Source organism: Pectobacterium sp. 1950-15, from assembly GCF_037136835.1.
Taxonomy (GTDB): Bacteria; Pseudomonadota; Gammaproteobacteria; order Enterobacterales; family Enterobacteriaceae; genus Pectobacterium.
The window spans coordinates 306,982-326,677 of the sequence record NZ_JBBBQR010000004.1 but is presented as its reverse complement, the minus strand read 5'-3'; the positions used below and the strand labels follow the sequence as shown (position 1 = coordinate 326,677).

The 19,696-nt window shown below is 49.3% G+C and carries 23 protein-coding genes and 1 tRNA gene; 11 read left to right on the top strand and 13 right to left on the bottom strand.

The window, feature by feature from the left end; all coding sequences use genetic code 11:
* Positions 1-114 precede the first annotated feature (114 nt).
* A complete protein-coding gene (locus WCT94_RS07300) occupies positions 115-768 on the top strand; it encodes a tellurite resistance TerB family protein (protein WP_336868840.1) in 654 nt (217 codons plus the stop codon).
* Between the two features lie 95 nt (positions 769-863).
* On the opposite strand, the gene fabA is transcribed toward WCT94_RS07300, so the two are convergent.
* Both fabA and WCT94_RS07290 read right to left on the bottom strand, forming a co-directional pair.
* Positions 864-1,382 carry a bifunctional 3-hydroxydecanoyl-ACP dehydratase/trans-2-decenoyl-ACP isomerase gene (fabA, locus tag WCT94_RS07295; protein ID WP_005970620.1) on the bottom strand — a complete coding sequence of 173 codons (519 nt, stop codon included), beginning with the start codon at positions 1,380-1,382 and terminating at the stop codon, positions 864-866.
* 91 nt (positions 1,383-1,473) lie between these two features.
* The gene (locus tag WCT94_RS07290; RefSeq protein ID WP_336868837.1) at positions 1,474-3,243 is read right to left on the bottom strand and encodes a Lon protease family protein; all 1,770 of its coding nucleotides are present in this window, start codon (positions 3,241-3,243) and stop codon (positions 1,474-1,476) included.
* Positions 3,244-3,420: 177 nt separating this feature from the next.
* Between WCT94_RS07290 and matP the strand changes: the two genes are divergently transcribed.
* Positions 3,421-3,879: a macrodomain Ter protein MatP gene (gene matP / locus WCT94_RS07285; RefSeq protein ID WP_336868835.1), complete on the top strand. Its 459-nt coding sequence runs from the start codon at positions 3,421-3,423 to the stop codon at positions 3,877-3,879.
* A gap of 152 nt (positions 3,880-4,031) precedes the next feature.
* Here the strand turns inward: matP and ompA are convergent, their stop codons facing one another.
* Together ompA and sulA are read right to left on the bottom strand one after the other, a co-directional pair.
* Entirely contained in the window at positions 4,032-5,120 is a 1,089-nt protein-coding gene (gene ompA, locus WCT94_RS07280; RefSeq protein WP_336868833.1) for a porin OmpA, read from the bottom strand.
* 362 nt (positions 5,121-5,482) lie between these two features.
* Positions 5,483-5,989, bottom strand: coding sequence for an SOS-induced cell division inhibitor SulA (gene sulA, locus WCT94_RS07275; RefSeq protein WP_336868831.1), 507 nt, complete (start codon positions 5,987-5,989; stop codon positions 5,483-5,485).
* A gap of 223 nt (positions 5,990-6,212) precedes the next feature.
* Here sulA and WCT94_RS07270 point away from each other — a divergent pair, with 223 nt between their 5' ends.
* Positions 6,213-6,833 carry a TfoX/Sxy family DNA transformation protein gene (locus WCT94_RS07270; RefSeq protein ID WP_182100050.1) on the top strand — a complete coding sequence of 207 codons (621 nt, stop codon included), beginning with the start codon at positions 6,213-6,215 and terminating at the stop codon, positions 6,831-6,833.
* Positions 6,834-6,849: 16 nt separating this feature from the next.
* Here the strand turns inward: WCT94_RS07270 and yccS are convergent, their stop codons facing one another.
* Both yccS and WCT94_RS07260 read right to left on the bottom strand, forming a co-directional pair.
* Positions 6,850-8,985 (bottom strand): YccS family putative transporter, encoded by a 2,136-nt coding sequence (gene yccS, locus WCT94_RS07265; protein ID WP_336868829.1) that lies wholly within the window; start codon positions 8,983-8,985, stop codon positions 6,850-6,852.
* Positions 8,986-9,005: 20 nt separating this feature from the next.
* Positions 9,006-9,452, bottom strand: a complete 447-nt coding sequence (locus tag WCT94_RS07260) for a YccF domain-containing protein (protein WP_225085049.1) — start codon at positions 9,450-9,452, stop codon at positions 9,006-9,008.
* A 197-nt stretch (positions 9,453-9,649) separates the two neighbouring features.
* On the opposite strand from WCT94_RS07260, the gene helD reads away from it, so the two are divergent.
* Positions 9,650-11,707, top strand: coding sequence for a DNA helicase IV (helD, locus tag WCT94_RS07255; protein WP_336868827.1), 2,058 nt, complete (start codon positions 9,650-9,652; stop codon positions 11,705-11,707).
* Positions 11,708-11,791: 84 nt separating this feature from the next.
* Here helD and WCT94_RS07250 read toward each other — a convergent pair whose 3' ends face one another.
* Both WCT94_RS07250 and WCT94_RS07245 read right to left on the bottom strand, forming a co-directional pair.
* Complete coding sequence (locus WCT94_RS07250) at positions 11,792-12,250, bottom strand: methylglyoxal synthase (protein ID WP_225085047.1); 459 nt, start codon at positions 12,248-12,250, stop codon at positions 11,792-11,794.
* Between the two features lie 137 nt (positions 12,251-12,387).
* Positions 12,388-12,912 (bottom strand): DUF2057 family protein, encoded by a 525-nt coding sequence (locus tag WCT94_RS07245; RefSeq protein ID WP_336868824.1) that lies wholly within the window; start codon positions 12,910-12,912, stop codon positions 12,388-12,390.
* Positions 12,913-13,105: 193 nt separating this feature from the next.
* Between WCT94_RS07245 and WCT94_RS07240 the strand changes: the two genes are divergently transcribed.
* Positions 13,106-13,519: a CoA-binding protein gene (locus WCT94_RS07240; RefSeq protein WP_336868822.1), complete on the top strand. Its 414-nt coding sequence runs from the start codon at positions 13,106-13,108 to the stop codon at positions 13,517-13,519.
* Positions 13,520-13,596: 77 nt separating this feature from the next.
* On the opposite strand, the gene hspQ is transcribed toward WCT94_RS07240, so the two are convergent.
* Positions 13,597-13,905, bottom strand: coding sequence for a heat shock protein HspQ (gene hspQ, locus WCT94_RS07235; RefSeq protein ID WP_336868820.1), 309 nt, complete (start codon positions 13,903-13,905; stop codon positions 13,597-13,599).
* 223 nt (positions 13,906-14,128) lie between these two features.
* Here hspQ and yccX point away from each other — a divergent pair, with 223 nt between their 5' ends.
* Positions 14,129-14,407, top strand: coding sequence for an acylphosphatase (yccX, locus tag WCT94_RS07230; protein ID WP_336868819.1), 279 nt, complete (start codon positions 14,129-14,131; stop codon positions 14,405-14,407).
* A gap of 12 nt (positions 14,408-14,419) precedes the next feature.
* On the opposite strand, the gene tusE is transcribed toward yccX, so the two are convergent.
* Positions 14,420-14,749, bottom strand: coding sequence for a sulfurtransferase TusE (gene tusE, locus WCT94_RS07225; protein ID WP_336868818.1), 330 nt, complete (start codon positions 14,747-14,749; stop codon positions 14,420-14,422).
* 109 nt (positions 14,750-14,858) lie between these two features.
* Positions 14,859-15,518 carry an FtsH protease modulator YccA gene (gene yccA, locus WCT94_RS07220; RefSeq protein WP_107167731.1) on the bottom strand — a complete coding sequence of 220 codons (660 nt, stop codon included), beginning with the start codon at positions 15,516-15,518 and terminating at the stop codon, positions 14,859-14,861.
* Positions 15,519-15,806: 288 nt separating this feature from the next.
* Here yccA and WCT94_RS07215 point away from each other — a divergent pair.
* Positions 15,807-15,894: transfer RNA gene (locus tag WCT94_RS07215), tRNA-Ser, on the top strand.
* A 383-nt stretch (positions 15,895-16,277) separates the two neighbouring features.
* On the opposite strand, the gene WCT94_RS07210 is transcribed toward WCT94_RS07215, so the two are convergent.
* Positions 16,278-16,460: a biofilm/acid-resistance regulator YmgB/AriR gene (locus WCT94_RS07210; RefSeq protein ID WP_255433945.1), complete on the bottom strand. Its 183-nt coding sequence runs from the start codon at positions 16,458-16,460 to the stop codon at positions 16,278-16,280.
* Positions 16,461-17,057: 597 nt separating this feature from the next.
* On the opposite strand from WCT94_RS07210, the gene WCT94_RS07205 reads away from it, so the two are divergent.
* From WCT94_RS07205 to WCT94_RS07190, 4 genes are all read left to right on the top strand, one after another.
* Positions 17,058-17,480: an NUDIX hydrolase gene (locus WCT94_RS07205; protein WP_336868814.1), complete on the top strand. Its 423-nt coding sequence runs from the start codon at positions 17,058-17,060 to the stop codon at positions 17,478-17,480.
* Between the two features lie 83 nt (positions 17,481-17,563).
* The gene (locus tag WCT94_RS07200; protein WP_336868813.1) at positions 17,564-18,088 is read left to right on the top strand and encodes an isochorismatase family protein; all 525 of its coding nucleotides are present in this window, start codon (positions 17,564-17,566) and stop codon (positions 18,086-18,088) included.
* 4 nt (positions 18,089-18,092) lie between these two features.
* Positions 18,093-18,548, top strand: coding sequence for a GNAT family N-acetyltransferase (locus tag WCT94_RS07195; RefSeq protein WP_336868812.1), 456 nt, complete (start codon positions 18,093-18,095; stop codon positions 18,546-18,548).
* A 155-nt stretch (positions 18,549-18,703) separates the two neighbouring features.
* Positions 18,704-19,132, top strand: coding sequence for a universal stress protein (locus WCT94_RS07190; RefSeq protein ID WP_319848156.1), 429 nt, complete (start codon positions 18,704-18,706; stop codon positions 19,130-19,132).
* A gap of 56 nt (positions 19,133-19,188) precedes the next feature.
* On the opposite strand, the gene WCT94_RS07185 is transcribed toward WCT94_RS07190, so the two are convergent.
* Complete coding sequence (locus tag WCT94_RS07185; protein ID WP_336868810.1) at positions 19,189-19,695, bottom strand: DUF523 domain-containing protein; 507 nt, start codon at positions 19,693-19,695, stop codon at positions 19,189-19,191.
* Position 19,696: the final 1 nt, after the last annotated feature.

Genomic DNA, 19,696 nt, shown 5'->3' with positions numbered 1-19,696 from the left:
AAGGGCGGTCCATACTTTTCATTGCTATACACAATCTGACAAACAAACGCCTTCCGCACCATTACTATGGGTGATAACACCATCAGTGATGTCACTTTTCCTCGAGGAATGAAAATGAATAATTGGCTGCAACAGATTCAGGGCTTATTAAACTCCGGTAGCAAGCAGGGAAATCATCATCAAGGGGGTAAAAACGGCAATTTGGGCGACATGCTGAAGCCCGCGGCGCTGGGCGGTTTGGCTGGCGTCTTGTTGTCGAATAAATCCACTCGGAAGATCATGGGCTCATTGGGTAAAAATGCGTTGATCATTGGCGGCAGCGCCGCGGCGGGTGTGGTGTTGTGGAACCAGTACAAGAAACGCGTTCGCGACACGCATCAGGACGATCCTCAGTTTGGTACTCAGTCCTCAGCCGACAATATTCGCGCCCGTCGTCTGATTCAGGCTCTGGTTTTTGCTGCTAAAAGTGACGGCCATATTGATGCTACAGAGAAACAGCGTATCGATGAGAACATTCAGCAACTGCAACTGGGCAGTGAAGCACATCGTTGGGTGCAGGAAGCCATAGAACAACCGCTTGACCCGGTTCTGCTGGCTAAAGACGTGAAGAATGAGGAAGAGGCGCTTGAGATCTACTTCCTGAGCTGTGCGGTTATTGACGTCGATCACTTCATGGAGAAAAGCTATCTGGATGCGTTAGCGACCGAATTGAAGATACCGCAAGATGTACGGCAGTCGATCACCAATGAGCTGACAAGCCCGTCATGATAGGGCGAGTGATTTAAGTCAGGGTGAGAGCGCGTCGAAGAGATAAAATGGATAACGCGGGCGAAAGGTGTTTCGCCCGCAGTGCTATCTGACGCTTAGAAAGAGCTGGTGTCTTTGAACAGACCCACTTTCAGTTCGTCAGCGGTATAGATTTGCTGACCGTCAACCAGTACTTCGCCATCAGCAATCCCCATCACCAGACGGCGATTGATCACACGTTTGAAGTGAATGCGATAAGTCACTTTCTTCGCCGTCGGCAGCACTTGTCCAGTGAATTTGACTTCACCCACGCCGAGTGCGCGGCCTTTACCTTCGCCACCTAACCAGCCCAGATAGAAGCCGACGAGCTGCCACATAGCATCCAGACCGAGGCAACCTGGCATCACTGGATCGCCGATGAAATGGCAACCGAAGAACCACAGGTCAGGCGTGATATCCAATTCGGCTTCCACATAGCCTTTGCCATACTTACCGCCGTCTTCTGTCATCTTAACGACGCGGTCCATCATGAGCATGTTAGGGGCGGGTAACTGAGGGCCTTGCGGGCCAAACAGCTCACCACGACTGGAGGCAAGGAGGTCTTCTTTTGTATAGGATTCGCGTTTATCTACCATGGTCTCTGTAAGCCTTATTTTAATGAAGCACGCAGGTTAGCGTACACCTGTACGCTGGGCAAGTCTGTTGCGTCTGGTTGAACCAGTTGGTTTAACGGAAAAACCAAGGGAAACGTCTGCGTTCCTGTGGTGCAAGTTGTCCAATTCGCTCGCGAATCGCGGTCAGCAGATTTGGCTGTTGCTCATCGTCATACGCGAAGTTGGTCAATAATGACAACGCTTCTGGCGCAGCTTCCACTGGGAAAAGATGGAATTTTCCTTCGCGTACGGCTTCAACGACATCTTCCTGTAAACAGAGATGGCGTAGGTTAGCCGCAGGTAAAATCACGCCCTGTGTTCCCGTCAATCCGCGACGCTGGCAGACCTCAAAGAAACCTTCGATCTTCTCATTTACGCCGCCAATTGGCTGCACACGACCAAACTGATCGACGGAACCTGTCACGGCGAACTGTTGATTGATTGGTCGCAAGGAGAGGGCGCTGACTAACGCACACAGTTCTGCCAGAGAGGCACTGTCACCGTCAACTTCGCTGTATGATTGCTCGAAGACCATGGAAGCGGAGAAGGGAAGCTGTTGATCGAGCTCCAGCTCCGTAATCAGGAACGCCTGCATGATCATCATGCCCTTCGCGTGCAAATTGCCAGCCAGTTCGGCTTTGCGCTCGACGTCGGTGAATTCACCGTCGCCAGCATGAACGACACAGCTGATACGCGCTGGTTCGCCAAAGGCAACAGGGTAGCCAGGGAATTCGAGTACGGACAGGCCGTTAACCTGGCCGACGACTTCGCCTTCCGTTTCGATCAGGATCTGGCCTAATTCGATTTCATCCTGCATGCGCTCACGAAGGTAGCCTTCACGCCATTGACGAGCGGCAACGGCATCAACCAGCGCCTGCTCCGTGATCTGACCATCTCTGGCATACAGCGAAGCATATTTTAACTGACTGGTTAACCAGCGTGGGCATAATGGCAAATTGCCCTGATCGCCGCTGTAGCGTACTGCAACGTTTACTAAGGCTGGCCAAGCATCGGCGTCCAGTAGCGGCAGTTGATTCTCGCTGCATAGTGCATTGATGTAGGCGCACCAGCGGGCCATGTCATCCGTTTCAATCAACTGTAATTGCGCTTCAAATTCGCCGTAAATCGCGTGCTCGCCTAATTCCGGCTCCATATCATGAATATCAGCCAGACTCTCGCGGTCACCGAGAATAATCAGGCGAATATCAAGCGGCATCGGTGGCACATCAACGGGCAGTGGCTTGCGCTCATCTGGTGATAACCAACGATAGAGTCCATCAGCCATAATCTGCTTCAGACGCAGCCACATTAAGGGCTGGGCCAACAGTGCTCTGGCCGAGAGGATCAGCGTACCGCCATTAACCTGATGAATCAGTCCTGGATGCAGCGTGATTTCATCGTGGAAACTGCGCACACAGCCGAAGAGTTGCTCAGGTTCGATCCATTCCTGATAGCCACAGGACTGCTGTGCGGCAAAATTATCCGCAGGGTGTGTGGCTGGCTCGACCCGGATGTGACGACCCTCAATGATATATTTACTGCCATGTATCGCCCCGGAGTCTGGCCTGATTGCGCTTAGCGCACGGGCGATCAATGCCATATATTCATCGTTTTCCTGCGCTTTCAACAGCATAAAGCGGGAAGGAGATCGAGGGTGGCAAAAGAGCGTCAGACTGTCTGACAGACGCGACTGAATAGCGGAGAATTCAGCAGGAGCAAGCTGAGCTGCCTGAGTGAATAGCGTTTGATAAGGCGTATTATTGGGCAGTAAATGCTGCCATGAGAGTCGGTTACTGGTCAAAGTATCAATGTAATCGTCTAATGGAAAAGCGTGATTATACAAGAATAATGTCGAGTGCGCATAAGGAGAGTCATCTCTCCGTCATCTTTAACAGACTGAAGCCCGAACGGCGTTGAGCTGATTGTCTTAAAAGCTGTCAAAAAACCGCCAGAAAGCGGTCAAAATCAGGGAAAACTGTTATGCTGAAAGTAACGTTACGCGGTCACTGAAGAATTTAATATGAAATATCAACAACTAGAAAATCTTGAGTGCGGGTGGAAATGGAAGTACCTGGTGAAAAAACATCGGGAGGGAGAAGAGATCACGCGCTTTCTGGAGCAAAGTGCCGCGGACGAAGCGGTACAGACATTGCTTAAAATGGAAAACCAGCCAGTGAAAGTGTTGGAGTGGATTGCGCAATGTATGAATCCCACCTTAGAAAATCGGATGAAGCAGACGATCCGTGCACGGCGTAAACGTCATTTCAATGCAGAACACCAACATACGCGCAAGAAATCGATCGATCTGGAATATTTGGTCTGGCATCGTCTTGCGGCTCTGGCCCAAAGACGTGGTGTGACCTTGTCAGAAACGATTGTGCAGCTGATTGAAGATGCTGAGCATAAAGAGAAATACGCCAGCCAGATGTCGTTGCTCAAGCAGGATCTCAAAGCCATTCTGAATAACGACGAGATGTGACCGGGCTTGTTCATTTATCTTGCCGATAGCGATAAGCAGGCATAAAAAACGCGAGGGGCGTTTTTCAACGTTGCGCAGCAACGTTAGGGTAGCGGACAACGATGTCGAGCATAAAAAAACCTCGCCGGAGCGAGGTTTTTTTCGTTAATAACTTAAGCCTGAGGCTGAGTTACAACGTCTTTGATGCCTTTAACTTCGATCTCTACGCGACGATCTGGTGCCAGGCAGTCGATCAGCGCAGCACGAGGTTTCACGTTGTCACAGGTAGAACCGGTAACAGGGTGAGATTTACCCTGGCCACGAGCAGAGATTTTGTTCGCAGGGATACCTTTAGAAACCAGGTAATCCACGACGCTCTGTGCACGTTTTTCAGACAGGGCTTGGTTGTATTGGTCTGAACCTAAACGGTCAGTGAAGCCTAGAACAACAACAGAACCATCTTTCGGATCCAGAGAGCTCAGCTGAGTGTACAGTTGATCCAGTGATTGCTGGCCTTCTGCTTTCAGCGTTGCTTTGTTGAAGTTGAACAGGACGTCAGATTTCAGCGTGAAACGCTTGGTTTCAACAACTGGAGCCGGAGCTGGGGTTGGGGCCGGAGCAACAACTGGCGCTACTACACGGTCATCTTGGCCGAAACGGTAAGACAGGCCAACGCTCATCAGCAGGTTGTCTGGACGGGCACCAACGGTACCTGCATCACCAATGTTGCTTACCCATTGGTAGTCAACACGTGCAGCCCAGTTTTTGTCGATAGCGTATTCAACACCGATCGCAGCCAGCGGAGAAACGCCAGTGTCGTCATTGTTGATGTCGCCGCCGTTGATGGCCGCGTGGCTGTCTGCGCGCCATACGATGCCGCCCAGACGGCTATAAACGTCCAGATCAGGCATAACAGGGTAGCTCAGTTTAGCAGCCAGTTGGATGCCCTGTGCCTTGAAGCTCGCGCTGTCTGCTGCGTTAGCAGTAGAACCTGCATACTTCATGCGGCCCAGCCAGTCGTAGCCCAGTTCAAAGCCCAGGTACGGGTTGGCTTGATAACCAACAAATGCACCAGCGCCTAACTTGCTTTTGATCGGGTTGTTAACGATACCGGTGTAACCATTGCCGTAGAAACCCGTATCGTGGAATTGAGACACACCCAGTTTACCACCGGTGTACCAGGTATTGTCTTTAGGAGCTGCTTGCGCGACGGTCGCGAAGCTAGCCAGTGCCACTGCAACTGCGATAGCTGTTTTTTTCATTTTACGCCTCATTATCATCCAAATCGGTAATTAACCTGATGGGCTAATAAACCTTTGGTTAAAATCCTTTGGTTGGAGACTTTGCCCTTATTTATGACTCACTGTCAGTCAACTGACGTTATAAAAGAGCAACTCCAGCGAGTTAAAGTCTACAACGTGATGAGAAAGTTACAAGTATGATGTGATTTGCGTCATAAGAAAACCGCACGATTCATACATACTTGCTAACAAATGGTAGATGCTTTTGACAGATCTTACGCCTTTTAGCTGTATTAAATATACCCAAAAAGCCCGCAGAATACCGCTCTGCGGCGATCTCTATAGCACATAACCAGATAGGGCTGAGAAAATTCTTAATTTACTTAATGATACAATGTCGAATGAATTTTAAGGCTGGGAAATAGTCTATAGGCGTCACCGCCAGTACTTTCTGGCCGCATAATAAAGCCGTATGTATTTCCTGCCTGTGCGGCGTGGCGTAGCCGAACCTTCTCTTCTTCCGTTAATTCGTGCGGTAACCAGCACAACACTGCGCTGTAGTTTCCTGTCAGCAGAGCTCTCTCCATGGCATCAACCGTAAACAGCGGATTGATATGGTGAAGTTGCACCATTTTATCCAGCGGTAACCCAGATTGCTGTACCCAGGGACGGCTCAATTTTTGCTGAGGAGAAAGCCATAGCAACCAACGGGATTGCGTACCTAACTGCTGTAAGAGCGGTAATAGCAGGTGTGTGACTATGGGCTGATCGGCGTTGTACACGATTTCGCTGATAATTCCGCCCGCGCTGCCTGAGGTTTCCGCAGCATGCTGACTCGCAGAAAACGATGACGACTGAACGTTGTGAGAGCTGATTGATTGCGTACGCATAATGAGTGCTACCCATAGTGTTACTGTATGAACATACAGTATCTACTGTGTGCGTGAAAATCAACCTGATTTTTTGAAAGCGCTTCGCATATTCCTTATGCAAGAGACAGTAAACACATTTACTGTTTGAAGCCGCATCGGGGCTGTGTTTAATTATTTGTTCCTGCTACAGATATTTTTAATTGTTCAGGAAGAGATCATTTCAATACTAAGGATTATGGCAATGAAGCAATTATGCAAAAAAAGGATTTTGCAATCTCAGCATTCTTTTTCATCTTTGGGGGACATCACTTCACGTTCCCAATTCGGTGGCTACAGCATCGCAGCAAATAAAACGATTTTTGGACTGGTGTCGGAAGGGGAGCTTTATCTTCGCGCCAGTAAGAAAGATGAAAGATATTTTCAGCAGCGCGATATGCCTCATCTGATTTATACCAAACGCGGGATGCCGTTACCGCTGAACTACTTCCTTGTCGATGAAGCATTGTGGCAAGAACCGCAAACGCTATTATATTTTGCCCGACTGGCGTTGGCCGGTGCGCAGCATGATCAGGCTCTCAAATGTACGAGCGGGCGTTTAAAAGATCTCCCGAATCTTAACCACGATATTGAACGACTATTGTGGAAAGCGGGGATAAGGAATGTTGATGAATTACAGCATTATGGCGCTAAAAATAGCTATCTCGAATTGCGGAAGGTTCGCGCTAATCTGAGTGTCAACGTGCTCTTGGCGCTTGCCGGTGCCATTTGCGGCACGCATCAGGCGGCACTTCCTCGTGGTATCCGCAATGAATTGTTGGAATGGTATAAGAACAATGCGGTCTCCAAAGGATCAAAACACTAAAAAATACGCGCTATTTTCACTGTGTAATCATGTCATTTTTTAGCTGTACGAGTTCAGGCAGGAGACCGAGCAGCAGGCCGATTTGCTGAATAATTAAGGATTCTTTACTGTCCGACTCGGGTGAAAGGGATTGAATGCTGGCAGTAATAGTTTTCAATCCCTGATTGATTCGCAAACTTTCCTCTTCGCTACAGTGTAGCGCGTCATCAACATGGCAAACGGCATCATCCAGCAACTGTAGCGTTTCCGATGAGGTAATTTTCCCGCGGTGTGCGCCGAGCGTTGAAATGTAGCTTAACAACGTATGATTCAGACACATGAAGCGAAATGCGCTGTCTAATTTGTTTCGGGTCGCATGGGGTTCTGAAGACATATTCGATACGACGGACGCCAGTTCTGCATCGCAGTTATGCGCATCTCGGCGGGCAATGCGATAAGGCAGGCTATTATCTTTCCCCTGATGATATTGCACCATAATCGCATCAAGATAACGGCAATTGGCGTCCAATGTCTTATTGATAACGGTTGGCAGGCCGCGAAAACGCCAGTCTGGCCAGATAAAACTGACCGCAGCCCATGCGATGGCACACCCCAGCAAGGTATCGATAATACGTGGCACCGCGACTTCAAAACCTTCGCCCAACAGATTGAAACAAAGCAGGACAAGCAGCGTAATAAACATAGTTGCGTGTGCGTACTGTACGTTGCGAAAGGCGAAAAACAGTACGCCGCTAATGACGATTAACGTGAGCTGTCCTTCTAGTGAAGGGACGAAATATAAGACTGGCAAGCCGAGTAAAATACCGGTCAATGTGCCAATAATCCTCAACGTCAGCCGTCGTCGGGTGGCGTTATAGTTGGGCTGACAAACAAACAGGCTGGTCAGCAGAATCCAGTAACCGTGCTGCATCCCCGTGACCTGAATCAACGCGTAGCCGCTACACAGCAGTACGGACATACGAATAGCATGACGGAACAGCGCCGACTGGGGTGTCAGGTGGCGGCTAATGCGCAAGCGGATGTCGCTCCATCCCGTGATTTTGTCATCTGCCAGCGTGTTTTCCGGGTTATTTTCTTGCTCAATGGCCTGTTCGGATTCGATCGTTGCCAACTGGGCATCAATCGCGCGCAGGTTATTTAATAAATAAGTGAGCGCTTTGATTTGCGCAGCGTCTGCCATGTTGTTGGCCGCGATGCGCGCAATAGCGGATTCAAGATGCACGAAAGCTCGCTCAAGGCGGCTGTCATGCTGATATTTTTGCTGCAGCAGAATGGATTGCGACAGCTGCTGACAGGCTTTGGCCTGCATGCTCAGCAGGCGTTGAAAGCGGAACAAGACGTCGCTATAGCGCAGCTTTTCGCGCAGTTGCGGATAGTAAACATGCGACGAACTGGCCCGTTCGTGAATATCCTGAGCGACAAAATAGTAGTGCAGCGTTTGACGCGTCCCGCGTTGTCCGCGATCGCCACGCAGACGCGTTAACAGCGAGGACTTGGTCTGGTTGAGTATCGCAACCAGCTGGCTGTTTGCCATCGCGACATCAATCAAGGGTTTGTCGGTTTCTTCTTCAATATCGGGGTCGAATAGGTTGGCTTTTGCATCCAGATAGCGAGCCAACTGCTGATAACACTGTGCGAGATTGTCCTGTAACGGGCGGATAGGGAATATCAGATGGTCGAACAGCGTAAGCAGGTTGTACCACGATGCCCCGATCAGCAGCATGATGGGCTGCTGATACCAGTTGTCGTAAAGAGAGATTCCCAGCATGGTGTAAATCGCAATCAGCAGTGCGCCGAAGGCGATAGTCGCATAGCGCTGTCCTAATGCGCCGAGCAGAATAAAGCCGCAGGTCGATATAGCCAGACCAAACCCGAATAGCCAGGGATAGGGAAAAAGCAGTTCGATCGAGATGGAGGCGACAAAAAAACAGGCCAACGTAATGAACAGATTACGCAGACGTCCGGTGAGGCGATCGTCAAGGTCAGTGAGGGCGGCCGCGACGACGCCAAGCGTAACGGGAATAGTCGATGTTGGCTGGCCGAGCCACCAGGGAACTGCCGCCGCACCGCTGAGCGCAATGAGGATACGAATGGTGTACAGCCAACTGCTGTTGTACACATAGCGACGAATTCCCGGGGCAAAGGTGAGCAACGTAATATCCTTAGATGCCGTTAGCGAAAGTGGCGGCGGGCATTGTTTTCCCGCGCAGCCTGTGCAAGTTCGACGGAAACCACGCGACGCCCTACTGGCCACAGCGCGATGGCAGCAATTTTAAAATTGGCGATGCCAACAGGAATGCCAATGATCGTAATACACTGCGCGATACCGGTAATGATGTGCGACAGGCAAAGCCACCAGCCAAAGAAAATAAACCAGAAGATATTCAGCAGAGAACCGCCGGCGTTGAGAATCGTGCTCTTTTCATCCGGGCGTAGCTCATCAACATGGATAGCCTCATTGCCATAAGGCAAGAGCGACAGCTTAGTGATTTCCCAACATGAGCGTGTGAGCGGTAAGGTAAAAATCAACAGCACGCTGACAACAGTCGCCAGAAGCCAGGCTAGTGTGGTGAAGAAACCACCTAATACGAAGTTAAGGATATTCAACACAGTGCGCATAGTCTCTCCTGTACTTGTAAGGTAACCCGATAGAGTAACCAAACTTGCTGATGGTAAAAGAATTATCACATTAAGCATCAGGATATCCTAACCTGTTTTTAAGGCTAGAGCGTGAAGTCCGATAACGGGTAAACTAGGAACAGATAAACGACAAAGAATGGACGAATAACCTCTCACATAGTCATGGCGCGAACATCATGGAACTGAAATCTACCTCGTTAGGTAAACATCTGGCCCAGCATCCTTACAACCGGGTGCGGTTACTGAATGCCGGTGTCGAAGTGAGTGGCGATAAACATCAATACCTGATCCCCTTTAATCAGCTGCTGGGTATTCACTGTAAAAGAGGGCTGGTCTGGGGAGAGCTGGAATTTGAACTACCTGCCGGGAAAGTGGTGCGCTTGCACGGAACAGAGTGGCAGGAAACGCAGGCTTTTTACCGCCATCTGTTTAAATCCTGGCTTGATTGGAGTGAGGAGATGAGTCTGATTAGCGCGGAGGTTTTACAGCGCCAAACGGACAGCATTCAAACACTGACGCAGCAGGATAAATGGTTTAGCCGACAGGCGCTGTCAACGTTGCAGAAGGCCGTCCGCGACTCTCTGGAAGCGCTGCCTTTGCCTGTTTCCAGACTTGAAACCTTTGACAACTGCCGTGATAACTACCGGGACTGCCTGCGCTGGCTTGAGCAGGGCGATGAGATGCGCACTGCGGTGAATCAGGCCTGGATGGATCGCACGTTGGCGGCAGAACAGCCTTTCTTTGAAACGGTGGAGAGTTCGCCATTAAACGTGTCGCAGAGTAAAGCTGTAATCAATGGCGAAGAGGGCGTACTGGTGCTGGCGGGCGCAGGTAGCGGGAAAACCTCAGTGCTGGTGGCCCGAGCGGCGTGGTTAATGCATCGGCAGGAGGCCACACCCGATCAAATTTTGCTACTGGCGTTTGGTCGTAAAGCGGCAGAAGAGATGAACGAGCGCATTCAGGAACGACTCCACACAGATGAGATTCAGGCCAAGACGTTCCATGCGCTGGCATTGCACATCATTCAGCAGGCTAGCCGCAAGGCACCGATGATAAGCCAGTTGGAAAGCGATGCGAAACAGCGTCGGGCACTGCTGATTTCTCACTGGCAGCAGCAGTGTGCCGAGAAAAAAACGCAGGCTAACGGGTGGCGGCGCTGGTTAATAGAAGAGCTGGAGTGGGATGTGCCAGAAGGCGACTTCTGGCATGACTCGAAGCTGGCGGGTCGACTGGCCGGGCGACTGGAGCGCTGGTTAGGGTTGATGCGTATGCACGGCGGTAGCCAGAGCGACATGGTTGAGCAGGCACCAGAATCCATTCGGACCGAATTTCAGCAGCGTGTTCGCCTGATGGCGCCACTGTTGAAAGCCTGGAAAAAGGCACTTAAGGATGAAAACGCGGTCGATTTCTCCGGCCTCATCCATCAGGCCGTAAACCTGCTGGATAAAGGGCGTTTTGTTAGCCCCTGGAAACACATTCTGGTGGACGAATTCCAGGATATTTCGCCACAGCGTGCGAACCTGCTGGCAGCACTGCGTCGACAGAATAGCCGTACCTGTCTTTTTGCTGTAGGGGATGACTGGCAGGCAATTTACCGCTTTAGCGGTGCTGAACTGACGTTGACGACGGGCTTTGAAGAGCATTTCGGCGTAGGTGAGCAGTGCGCGCTGGATACTACCTATCGTTTTAATGAGCGTATTGGTGAAATTGCCAACACGTTCATACAGCAAAATCCTTATCAGTTGAAGAAACCGCTTAATAGCCTGAGTAAGGGGGATAAAAAAGCGGTGACGATCCTACCTCAGGAGCAGCTTGAGCCACTTTTGGATAAATTGAGCGGTTTTGTGAAAGCGGATGAGCGCATTCTCGTGCTTGCCCGCTACCATCATTTACGTCCTGCTATTTTGGATAAGGCAGCGACCAAATGGCCGAATTTGCACATTGATTTCATGACCGTACATGCCAGTAAAGGGCAGCAGGCGGAGTACGTCATCATTGTGGGTATGCATGAAGGGAAAGACGGCTTCCCAGCGCCGGCAAGAGAATCTGTGATTGAGGCGGTACTGTTACCTGAACCGGAAGATTTCCCCGATGCGGAAGAACGTCGCCTACTGTATGTGGCGTTGACGAGAGCGAAACATCGCGTCTGGTTGCTACAGGATGTGGCGAATCCATCGGTGTTTATTGAACATCTTCATCGCTTAGGCGTACCGACGCAGCGTAAGCCGGGATAACGAAAAGCAAAAGTAGATAAGCGGTGCAGCAGAGACCAGCGTCGACGGTGTGGCACGCCGCTGGTCCATGGTGATGCGCAGCTACTATTTCAGGCGGTCTTGCAGATAGCGCTGATAATCAGGGATGGTTATCTGTACGGATTCTTTAAATAGCGCAGAGTTTACCAGGAAATCCGCTGTTGCACGGTTGGTGGCTACGGGAATGTTCCAAACGGTCGCCAGCCTCAGCAGTGCCTTTACATCAGGATCGTGTGGTACAGCGTTAAGTGGATCCCAAAAGAAGATCATCAAATCGATTTTTCCTTCGGAAATGAGGGCACCAACCTGTTGATCCCCTCCCATTGGCCCGCTCAGCATGCTTTTTACGGGCAGACCCGTATTTAACTGAATCAGGTTCCCGGTGGTTCCGGTGGCGTAAAGCGTGTGCTCTTTGAGTTGTTCTTTATTCGTACCAACCCAATCCAACAGGGATTGTTTACAGTGGTCGTGTGCTACCAGCGCAATATGTTTTTGCGCGGCGATGGTACGGGTGGTGAACTCCATGGTTACGTCCTTCAATCTGGTGTAGTAAAGCTGACGCTAGGGTACAGACAGATTACGGAAGCGCTGTTTCGGTGCAAAGCGATAAAAGCAGGAAAAGGCGAACGGGTATCAAAAATCTGATGCAACTGCGCGTAAAATCACCAGGTTACGGATTCATTCAGCGCGGTCGCAAAGCCCGCAACAGAAGCCCCTTTCGCCGCCGCATTGTACTCCGACATTTTTCGTTCTATATCGAGTGGCTCATTGTCAGCGATGACAAGCGCATCGGTACGCACGGGGATTGCCTGATTTTTTTCATCAAGCAATTGATATTGAGGCTGGGCAGTGAAATTCTTGCGATCTTCAAGGGTGTGTAACGGCGGTAGTTTAAACGATACCGATGCCACTTTTTCCGTGTTAAACGTCGCAATAAACGTGGAAGGAAAATAGGTGACTGGCGCACCGGTTTGGGCATCAATGGTATCGACAACTTTGAACAGAATCTGGTGTTGTCCACTGCCAAGTTCGAGACTATCGGCACCTTTTAGCAACGAGCCTGACATTCTTTGCCCGTCAACCATCAGGAGATCGATTTTCTGATCTAATTTCAACGTTGTTGCCGCAATTGCTGAGGGACTGAAACCTGCAATAAAAAGGCAGACAGTGATGAAGCCGAATTTCATAGTTTTCCCAAATGGTACGTAATCTGGATATTGTTGAGGAATTGTCTGAATGTGTCAAAGGTTTCAATTTGAAACAGGCTGTTATGGCATTTTTCGTTCTACACGATACAGACGTCGGGCTTTTAAGCCATTTTCTGCGATTCGTAGAATGTGCGATACACTGTAATAAATCACGCAAGAGAGGCTGAATAGCATGAATGACAGTGATATTGAATCTGTACTGAAAACGGTCAAAACCATTGCACTCGTGGGAGCTAGCGATAATCCGTCCCGCCCGAGTTATGGTGTGATGGCGTATTTGCTTGAGCAGGGATACGACGTTATTCCCGTGAGCCCCAAATTGGCCGGGCATACGCTTTTGGGCCAAAAAGCGTATGCCAACGTGGCGGATATTCCTAAACCGGTTGATATGGTTGATGTCTTTCGCCAGCCGGAAGCGGCTTATGAGATCGCCAAAGAGGCCATCGCCATTGGCGCTAGCGTTCTATGGCTACAGATTGGCGTTATTAATGAGCAAGCGGCAATTTTGGCTCATGATGCCGGACTGAAAGTCGTAATGGATCGTTGCCCGAAAATTGAAATCCCACGGCTGGGTCTGGGTAAATAAGAGCCTGGGGAAATCAGTCACAGGTGCTGGGCGATGTTGAATATCACAACATCGCCAATGTCTGCCGTCGAGAAAAGCTAATGGCGTAGCTGTGGCGCGCGGCGCTGAATGACCTCGGCCAGTTCGTTGAGTGAAGGATGATCGTGTTCAGAAAGCTCTTCCTTCATCAACTGCGCTTCTGCCAGATAAGTATGTATCGGTTGGCCTTCGTCATCTTCCATCACAACGTGATACCACGGTTCTGAACGCGGCGTGTCATTGCCGCTAATTTCTTCCCAGGTGGGCGTTTCTAATGAATATTCGGGATCGATGTCGATAACGACCCCTGGAAACCCCAGCAGCTTATGACGAATCTGTTGTCCGATGCCAAATTTACAGATGATCATATAACCCCCTGGAAATAGATTACACTTTCTACTCACTGCGGATGACGTGGAGGAAGGCAACCGCATCTGATAACGCCTTTTAGCGTACAGCGTTTTTCAAGCGATGTGTTCGTTGATGAATCACCGACTGAACACATTATTAACAGTATGGTGTAGATTTTTAGAAGATACAGCCCTGCTCATGAAATGTTGTTTAGCTTCTTGGGGGGAAAGGGGGAAGAATATGGCAAAAATAGCGACTGTCGCCTATGTCTATGGCATGGTTCAGGGAGTCGGGTTTCGCTACAGCACGCAGCATCAGGCCGTGCGACTAGGGCTCAATGGGTATGCGCGCAATTGTGATGATGGCAGCGTGGAAGTGGTGGCAAACGGCGAACCTCATGCGGTAGAGGCGTTGATTGAGTGGCTGAAGCAAGGTGGCCCACGAAGCGCCAGAGTGGATAAGGTGCTTATTGAGCCACATGGTAAGACGGACTATGAAGGCTTTACGATCCGCTATTGAAACCGGGTGATGCTAGATGCATTTTACCGGTTTGGGCAAGCCAGCAATTTTAGTTGCCTGCTTTGCTGGTCCTTTTGGAAACAGTTTATACAGGTAGCGGCTATTTCCTTTCTCTTCACCGTACTTTTGCGCCATCGCTTTAACCAGCATGCGTATAGCGGGTGACGTATTAAATTCCTGATAAAAATTCCGCACAAACCGGACGACTTCCCAATGCGGTTCAGTCAGCGCGATACCTTCCTGTTCTGCTAACACGTGAGCCAACGCTTCACTCCACTCGGTGCTATCCATTAGATAACCTTGCGCGTCTGTTGCGATGGTGCGCCCTTCAAACTCCAACATCTTCTCTCCGCATGCAATAGATCTGCCCGCAGTTTAACAAATTTTTCTGTCTGCGCCGGAATAAAAAAAGCCCCAACAGGGGCTTTCTCGGTGTGGCGATAAGCGAAACTTAGTCGTTACGCATAATGCCCAGAATGCTCAACAGGCTAACGAAGATATTGTATATCGCGACATACAGGCTAACTGTTGCTCGGATGTAGTTGGTTTCGCCACCGTGGATGATGTTACTGGTTTCCCACAGGATGGCACCCGCAGAGAACAGAATAAACAGGGCACTGATCGCCAGATGTAATGCCGGAATCTGCAAGAACAGATTGGCGATGACGGCAACAATCAGAACCACGAATCCTGCCATCATCATGCCTGACAGGAAGGACATATCCTTACGTGTCGTTAAGACATAGGCTGAACAGCAGAAGAACACCAGTGCCGTGCCGCCCAGAGCCAGCATGACAATGTCGCCTGCGCCGGAGGAAATCAGCGAGCTTAAAATCGGGCCCAGTGTATAACCCATAAATCCGGTCAGGGCGAACGCAGCCAGAATACCCGCAGGGCTGTTTGCCAGCTTGTGCGTCAGGAACATCAGGCCATAAAACCCAACCAGCATCAGAATCAAGCCTGGGGCAGGCAGGTTAAGTACGGTACTTGCCGTTGCGGTAACGGCGGAAAAGCCCAGCGTCAGCGACAGCAGGAAATAGGTGTTGCGCAGCACTTTGTGCGTGCTGAGTAGCGAGCTTTCTCGGGTAGAAGAAACAACAATACGATCCATATCAGCGACTCTCTCTTCAGGGTGCTATTATCCAATGTCAAAGAGTAAATAGTTACATGACGTTATTAAAGGTGGTTTACCCTTCTTTACGCTGTAAATTTTCCATCCTCCGGGCCTGTGCTCGTGTTTTGTTCTGCCATTTGTAAGGTGCTGGAGATAATTTGCGCCATTTTATCTGCTGCGTGACGGTTTTACGTTCAAACGCGCTGCGTTAGATTGTTTTTCAGGCAATTGAGCACTGTGGTGCTTTACAAGATCTCATTCACTGTTTATAGTTCGCGTCATTGCGGAGGAGTGGCCGAGTGGTTGAAGGCACCGGTCTTGAAAACCGGCGACGCGAAAGTGTTCTAGAGTTCGAATCTCTACTCCTCCGCCACAAAATTCAACGGGTTAGCTTAGGCTAGCCCGTTTTCGTTTTTGCTATCTAAACCAACAAGTGTTTTTACCTTGCATCGCTGATGCGGCTATTGTCCGTAACGACATTCATATTGAATCAGTGTGAGCGTGTAGCGACGCTGCGGTGCGAATTTTTCCCTTAGATAATTCATTCAGAAATGAATATTAACGATTGGTAAAATAAATAGGTATCGCGCTCTTCGTCATCAATAAATCAATAGCTGCTGGTCAGAAATAATAACGACATAAATATCTATGCTATTTATCGCGAACATATCCATAGCAGCGGTATGCATTAAATAGAATTCTGGCCGAGAAAGCATAAACGTTACCGAAAACGATAGAGTAGTGCCTGAACGTGGATTAAATCAGGAAGTCGTCCTGAGTTTTATAAACCACCAACTCCAGCAATGCGCGATATTTCTCCTGAAAAGCGGCATTGGCTTCTGTTTCAATCTTGTGAACTAATTTCGCGATGATGGCTTTGTTACTGACGGAATGGCCGGATTGAATGATCTCTTCGACAATGTTACCGAGCATTTCCATGTCGCTGATCCGAGAGTCAAGGCTGAGAGCGTCAGATATCGGGAGTTTATTTTGGGGAACCTCTGAATGCATTGCTTTTCCTCCCTTGCCTTGTGCGTTTTCTGACGAGATTAATGCACGCCTTAACAGACAGCACGAATGTGCTGTCCGCAAGACATGAATAAATGGTTAGTTAACTTTAGTCGATCATACGCATAAAACCAGCCGATAAGCTAAATAAACACGGCGTGACCCGGCGATGCTTATGAACGCGAAAGGATGACGCCGATCAATGGTCAGGCGAATAAATATGAATTTATCGTTCCTCACCAATATTATGTCTGAAATAATTATGTGAGACGCATAACTTCAATAAGTTAAACATGACGAGATGAAAGGAGGCAGGGAAAAACATTCACTGAACATAAAGACTATTAATGCATTTTGATTACGTCCTATAAGATTTTTATCTGTACCAAAAGATGACATTTTTCCGTGTTACATGTCTTTTATCAATCAATGTCATTTTGTCAAAAAATGTGCGTTTATCAGAAAATGTCTTGTTATCAAAAACGTCTTTTTATCAAAAGAGTGCCGTAGTTTACCTGGAGTGTTGGCATGCAAAAGATCAGAGCAAAAGCAGTTTGTCTTTTCCGAAACAATGGCAAGATTCTGTTAGCAGAAGGGTATGACCCTATAAAAGATGAGCATTATGTATTGCCGCTCGGTGGTGGCGTCGACTTTGGCGAATTGTCGCAGGCGGCAGCGGAAAGGGAAGTTCAGGAGGAGATTAGTGCAGCCACCAAGGACTTTTTGCTGCTGGGTGTTTCAGAGAATATTTTTTCCTACAATGGCAAACCTGGGCATGAGATTGTCTTTGTTTATGAGGCTCGCTTTCAGGATGAGTCGCTTTATCAGCAGGATATTATCCATGGTATAGAGACAAATGGTATGCCGATTGTTACCCGCTGGTTTGATATTGATCTACTGCGCTCAGGGGAAATCAAATTTTATCCTCATGGTATAGTGGACATGATCTAGCCAGCCTGGCTGGAGTGACGACAGGCCGTTGCCTCCATGAGGATAATGAGTGCCGATGTTAAGTGCCAAAATAAGGAAAAAAGATGCAGGTTTTGGTCGTGATTGATATGCAGAATGCGGTGTTTGCAACGCCAAGAGCGCGGCAGGCGCAGACGGTCGCATTGATAAACCAGCTTTCAGGCGCAGCAGATCGGACGATTTTCATTCAGCATGAAGAAGAGGGCATGTTGTCTGGCAGCGAGGGATGGCAGTTATTACCTGAGTTGAACCAGCCAGAAGGATGTTTGTCCATCACCAAAACGGCGTGCGATGCATTCTACCGTACGCCGTTAGCCGATGTGCTGGCGGAACTGGGGGTTGACCACCTGACGATTTGCGGATGTGCGACGGATTATTGCGTTGATGCAACGATTAAAAATGCGGCCAGTCGAGGCTATGCGTTGACGATCGCCGCCGATGCACACACGACAGCCAATCGCGGCAAGCTGAAGGCAGAACAATTAATCACACATTACAACGACGTGTGGCGGAATTTTATTATTCCAGGCAACACGATTACGGTAGAAACAACGGAGCACATCGTTGCTTCATGGAAGATGAGTCGCTAGTCCTATGTTGACGATTATTTCTGTCAGACAGCGTCCTGAATACAAGGAAAGGGCGATTCATTATTTCCAACGCCACTGGGCGTCCGACGAGACGCTGATGCTTTACGAAGACTGTATCAACCACTGCATTGGTGCCGAAAATCCATTGCCTGATTGGTATTTGCTGGAAAAGGACGGGAATATTATTGGTGGTGTTGGATTAATTACCAATGATTTCATCAGCCGTATGGATCTTTATCCCTGGCTGTGTGCCCTTTATGTTGAAGAGAATCATCGCGGTAATGGGTATGCGGGGCAATTGATTGAACACCTTGCTCAGGAAACTCGCCGTGCTGGTTTTTCTACTCTGCATTTATGCACCGAACTGCTCGGTTTTTATGAACAGCATGATTTCCACTTTACTGGAATGGGTTATCACCCTTGGGGTGAATCGTCACGTATCTATTCGCGGTCGCTTTAAAGACGCGCAGGTGGTGAGCTAACGGCATCTGACTGGTTAAAAATAACGGGCAACATGTGTAAAAGTGAACGGGATCATATTCTGCTGACGCTGGGCAGACTACGCTTCTTACATACTGACAGGTAATCAGTTATCCACGCAGGGGAGAGGTGATTATGTACACGAGCATCCTGGTGCCAGTAGATATAGAACAAGATGAACTCACTAAGCACGCGATTACACATGCAGTCAGGTTGGCCAAAATGTCAGGTGCCGCTATACACCTCTTTCATTCCCTCCCGGATGCATCGGCGTTCTTATCTGCATACTCTTTTGGCATAAAAGAGTTTGAGAATGAGGCGGTAGTGAAAGCGAATGACAAGCTCAAATCACTGATGAAAGCGATCGATCTGCCAGCATCGCGTTTGTCATGCAGCGTCAGTTTTGGTTCGGCCAGAGACGAAGTGTTAGCGCTGGCGGAGGAGATGAATGCGGATTTGATCGTAATCGGTTCGCGGCGGCCAGATGTGAAAACCTATCTGCTTGGCTCAAATGCCGCAGCTATCGTTCGCCATGCGAAAATGTCCGTATTAGTTGTTCGTTAGTTTTTTGGTATAACGCAACTGCCGCATTGGGATTTGGCGATGAGGCAGTTGCGGTGCTACGCATCAGCGCGGCGATCGCAGTATTCAACACGTTTGATTAACTGCTCTATCTCACGATCGGAAAAAACTTCGATACCGTGGTGACGCAGCAGCTCTGCGGTAACGCCGCTTCCCGCCGTTTGTGAACCATCAAAGTGCCCACTGTATATAATGCGGCTGCCGCAAGATGGACTCCCTTCCGTGAGGAGCGCGAAGCGGCAGTTATGCTGTTGTGCCATATGTAGTGCTAGCCAGGCACCCAGAATATAACGTTCGGTCACATCGCCGCCAGTTGCTTCGACAACCTTGGCACCTGCTGTGATGACTGAAGTGCTGCCAGAGGCCGGAATAATTTCCGCTGAAGGCCTGGGGGTTGGGAAACCCGCCGCCAGCTCCGGGCAAAATGTAATCAGTCTTGCCTGTTGGCGCCACTGGGCAAGATAGTCGCCAACCGATTTCTTTTCGGTGCCGTTATAGCGGACGGGAAAGCCAGACAGACAGGCGCTGATCAGAATGTTACTCATT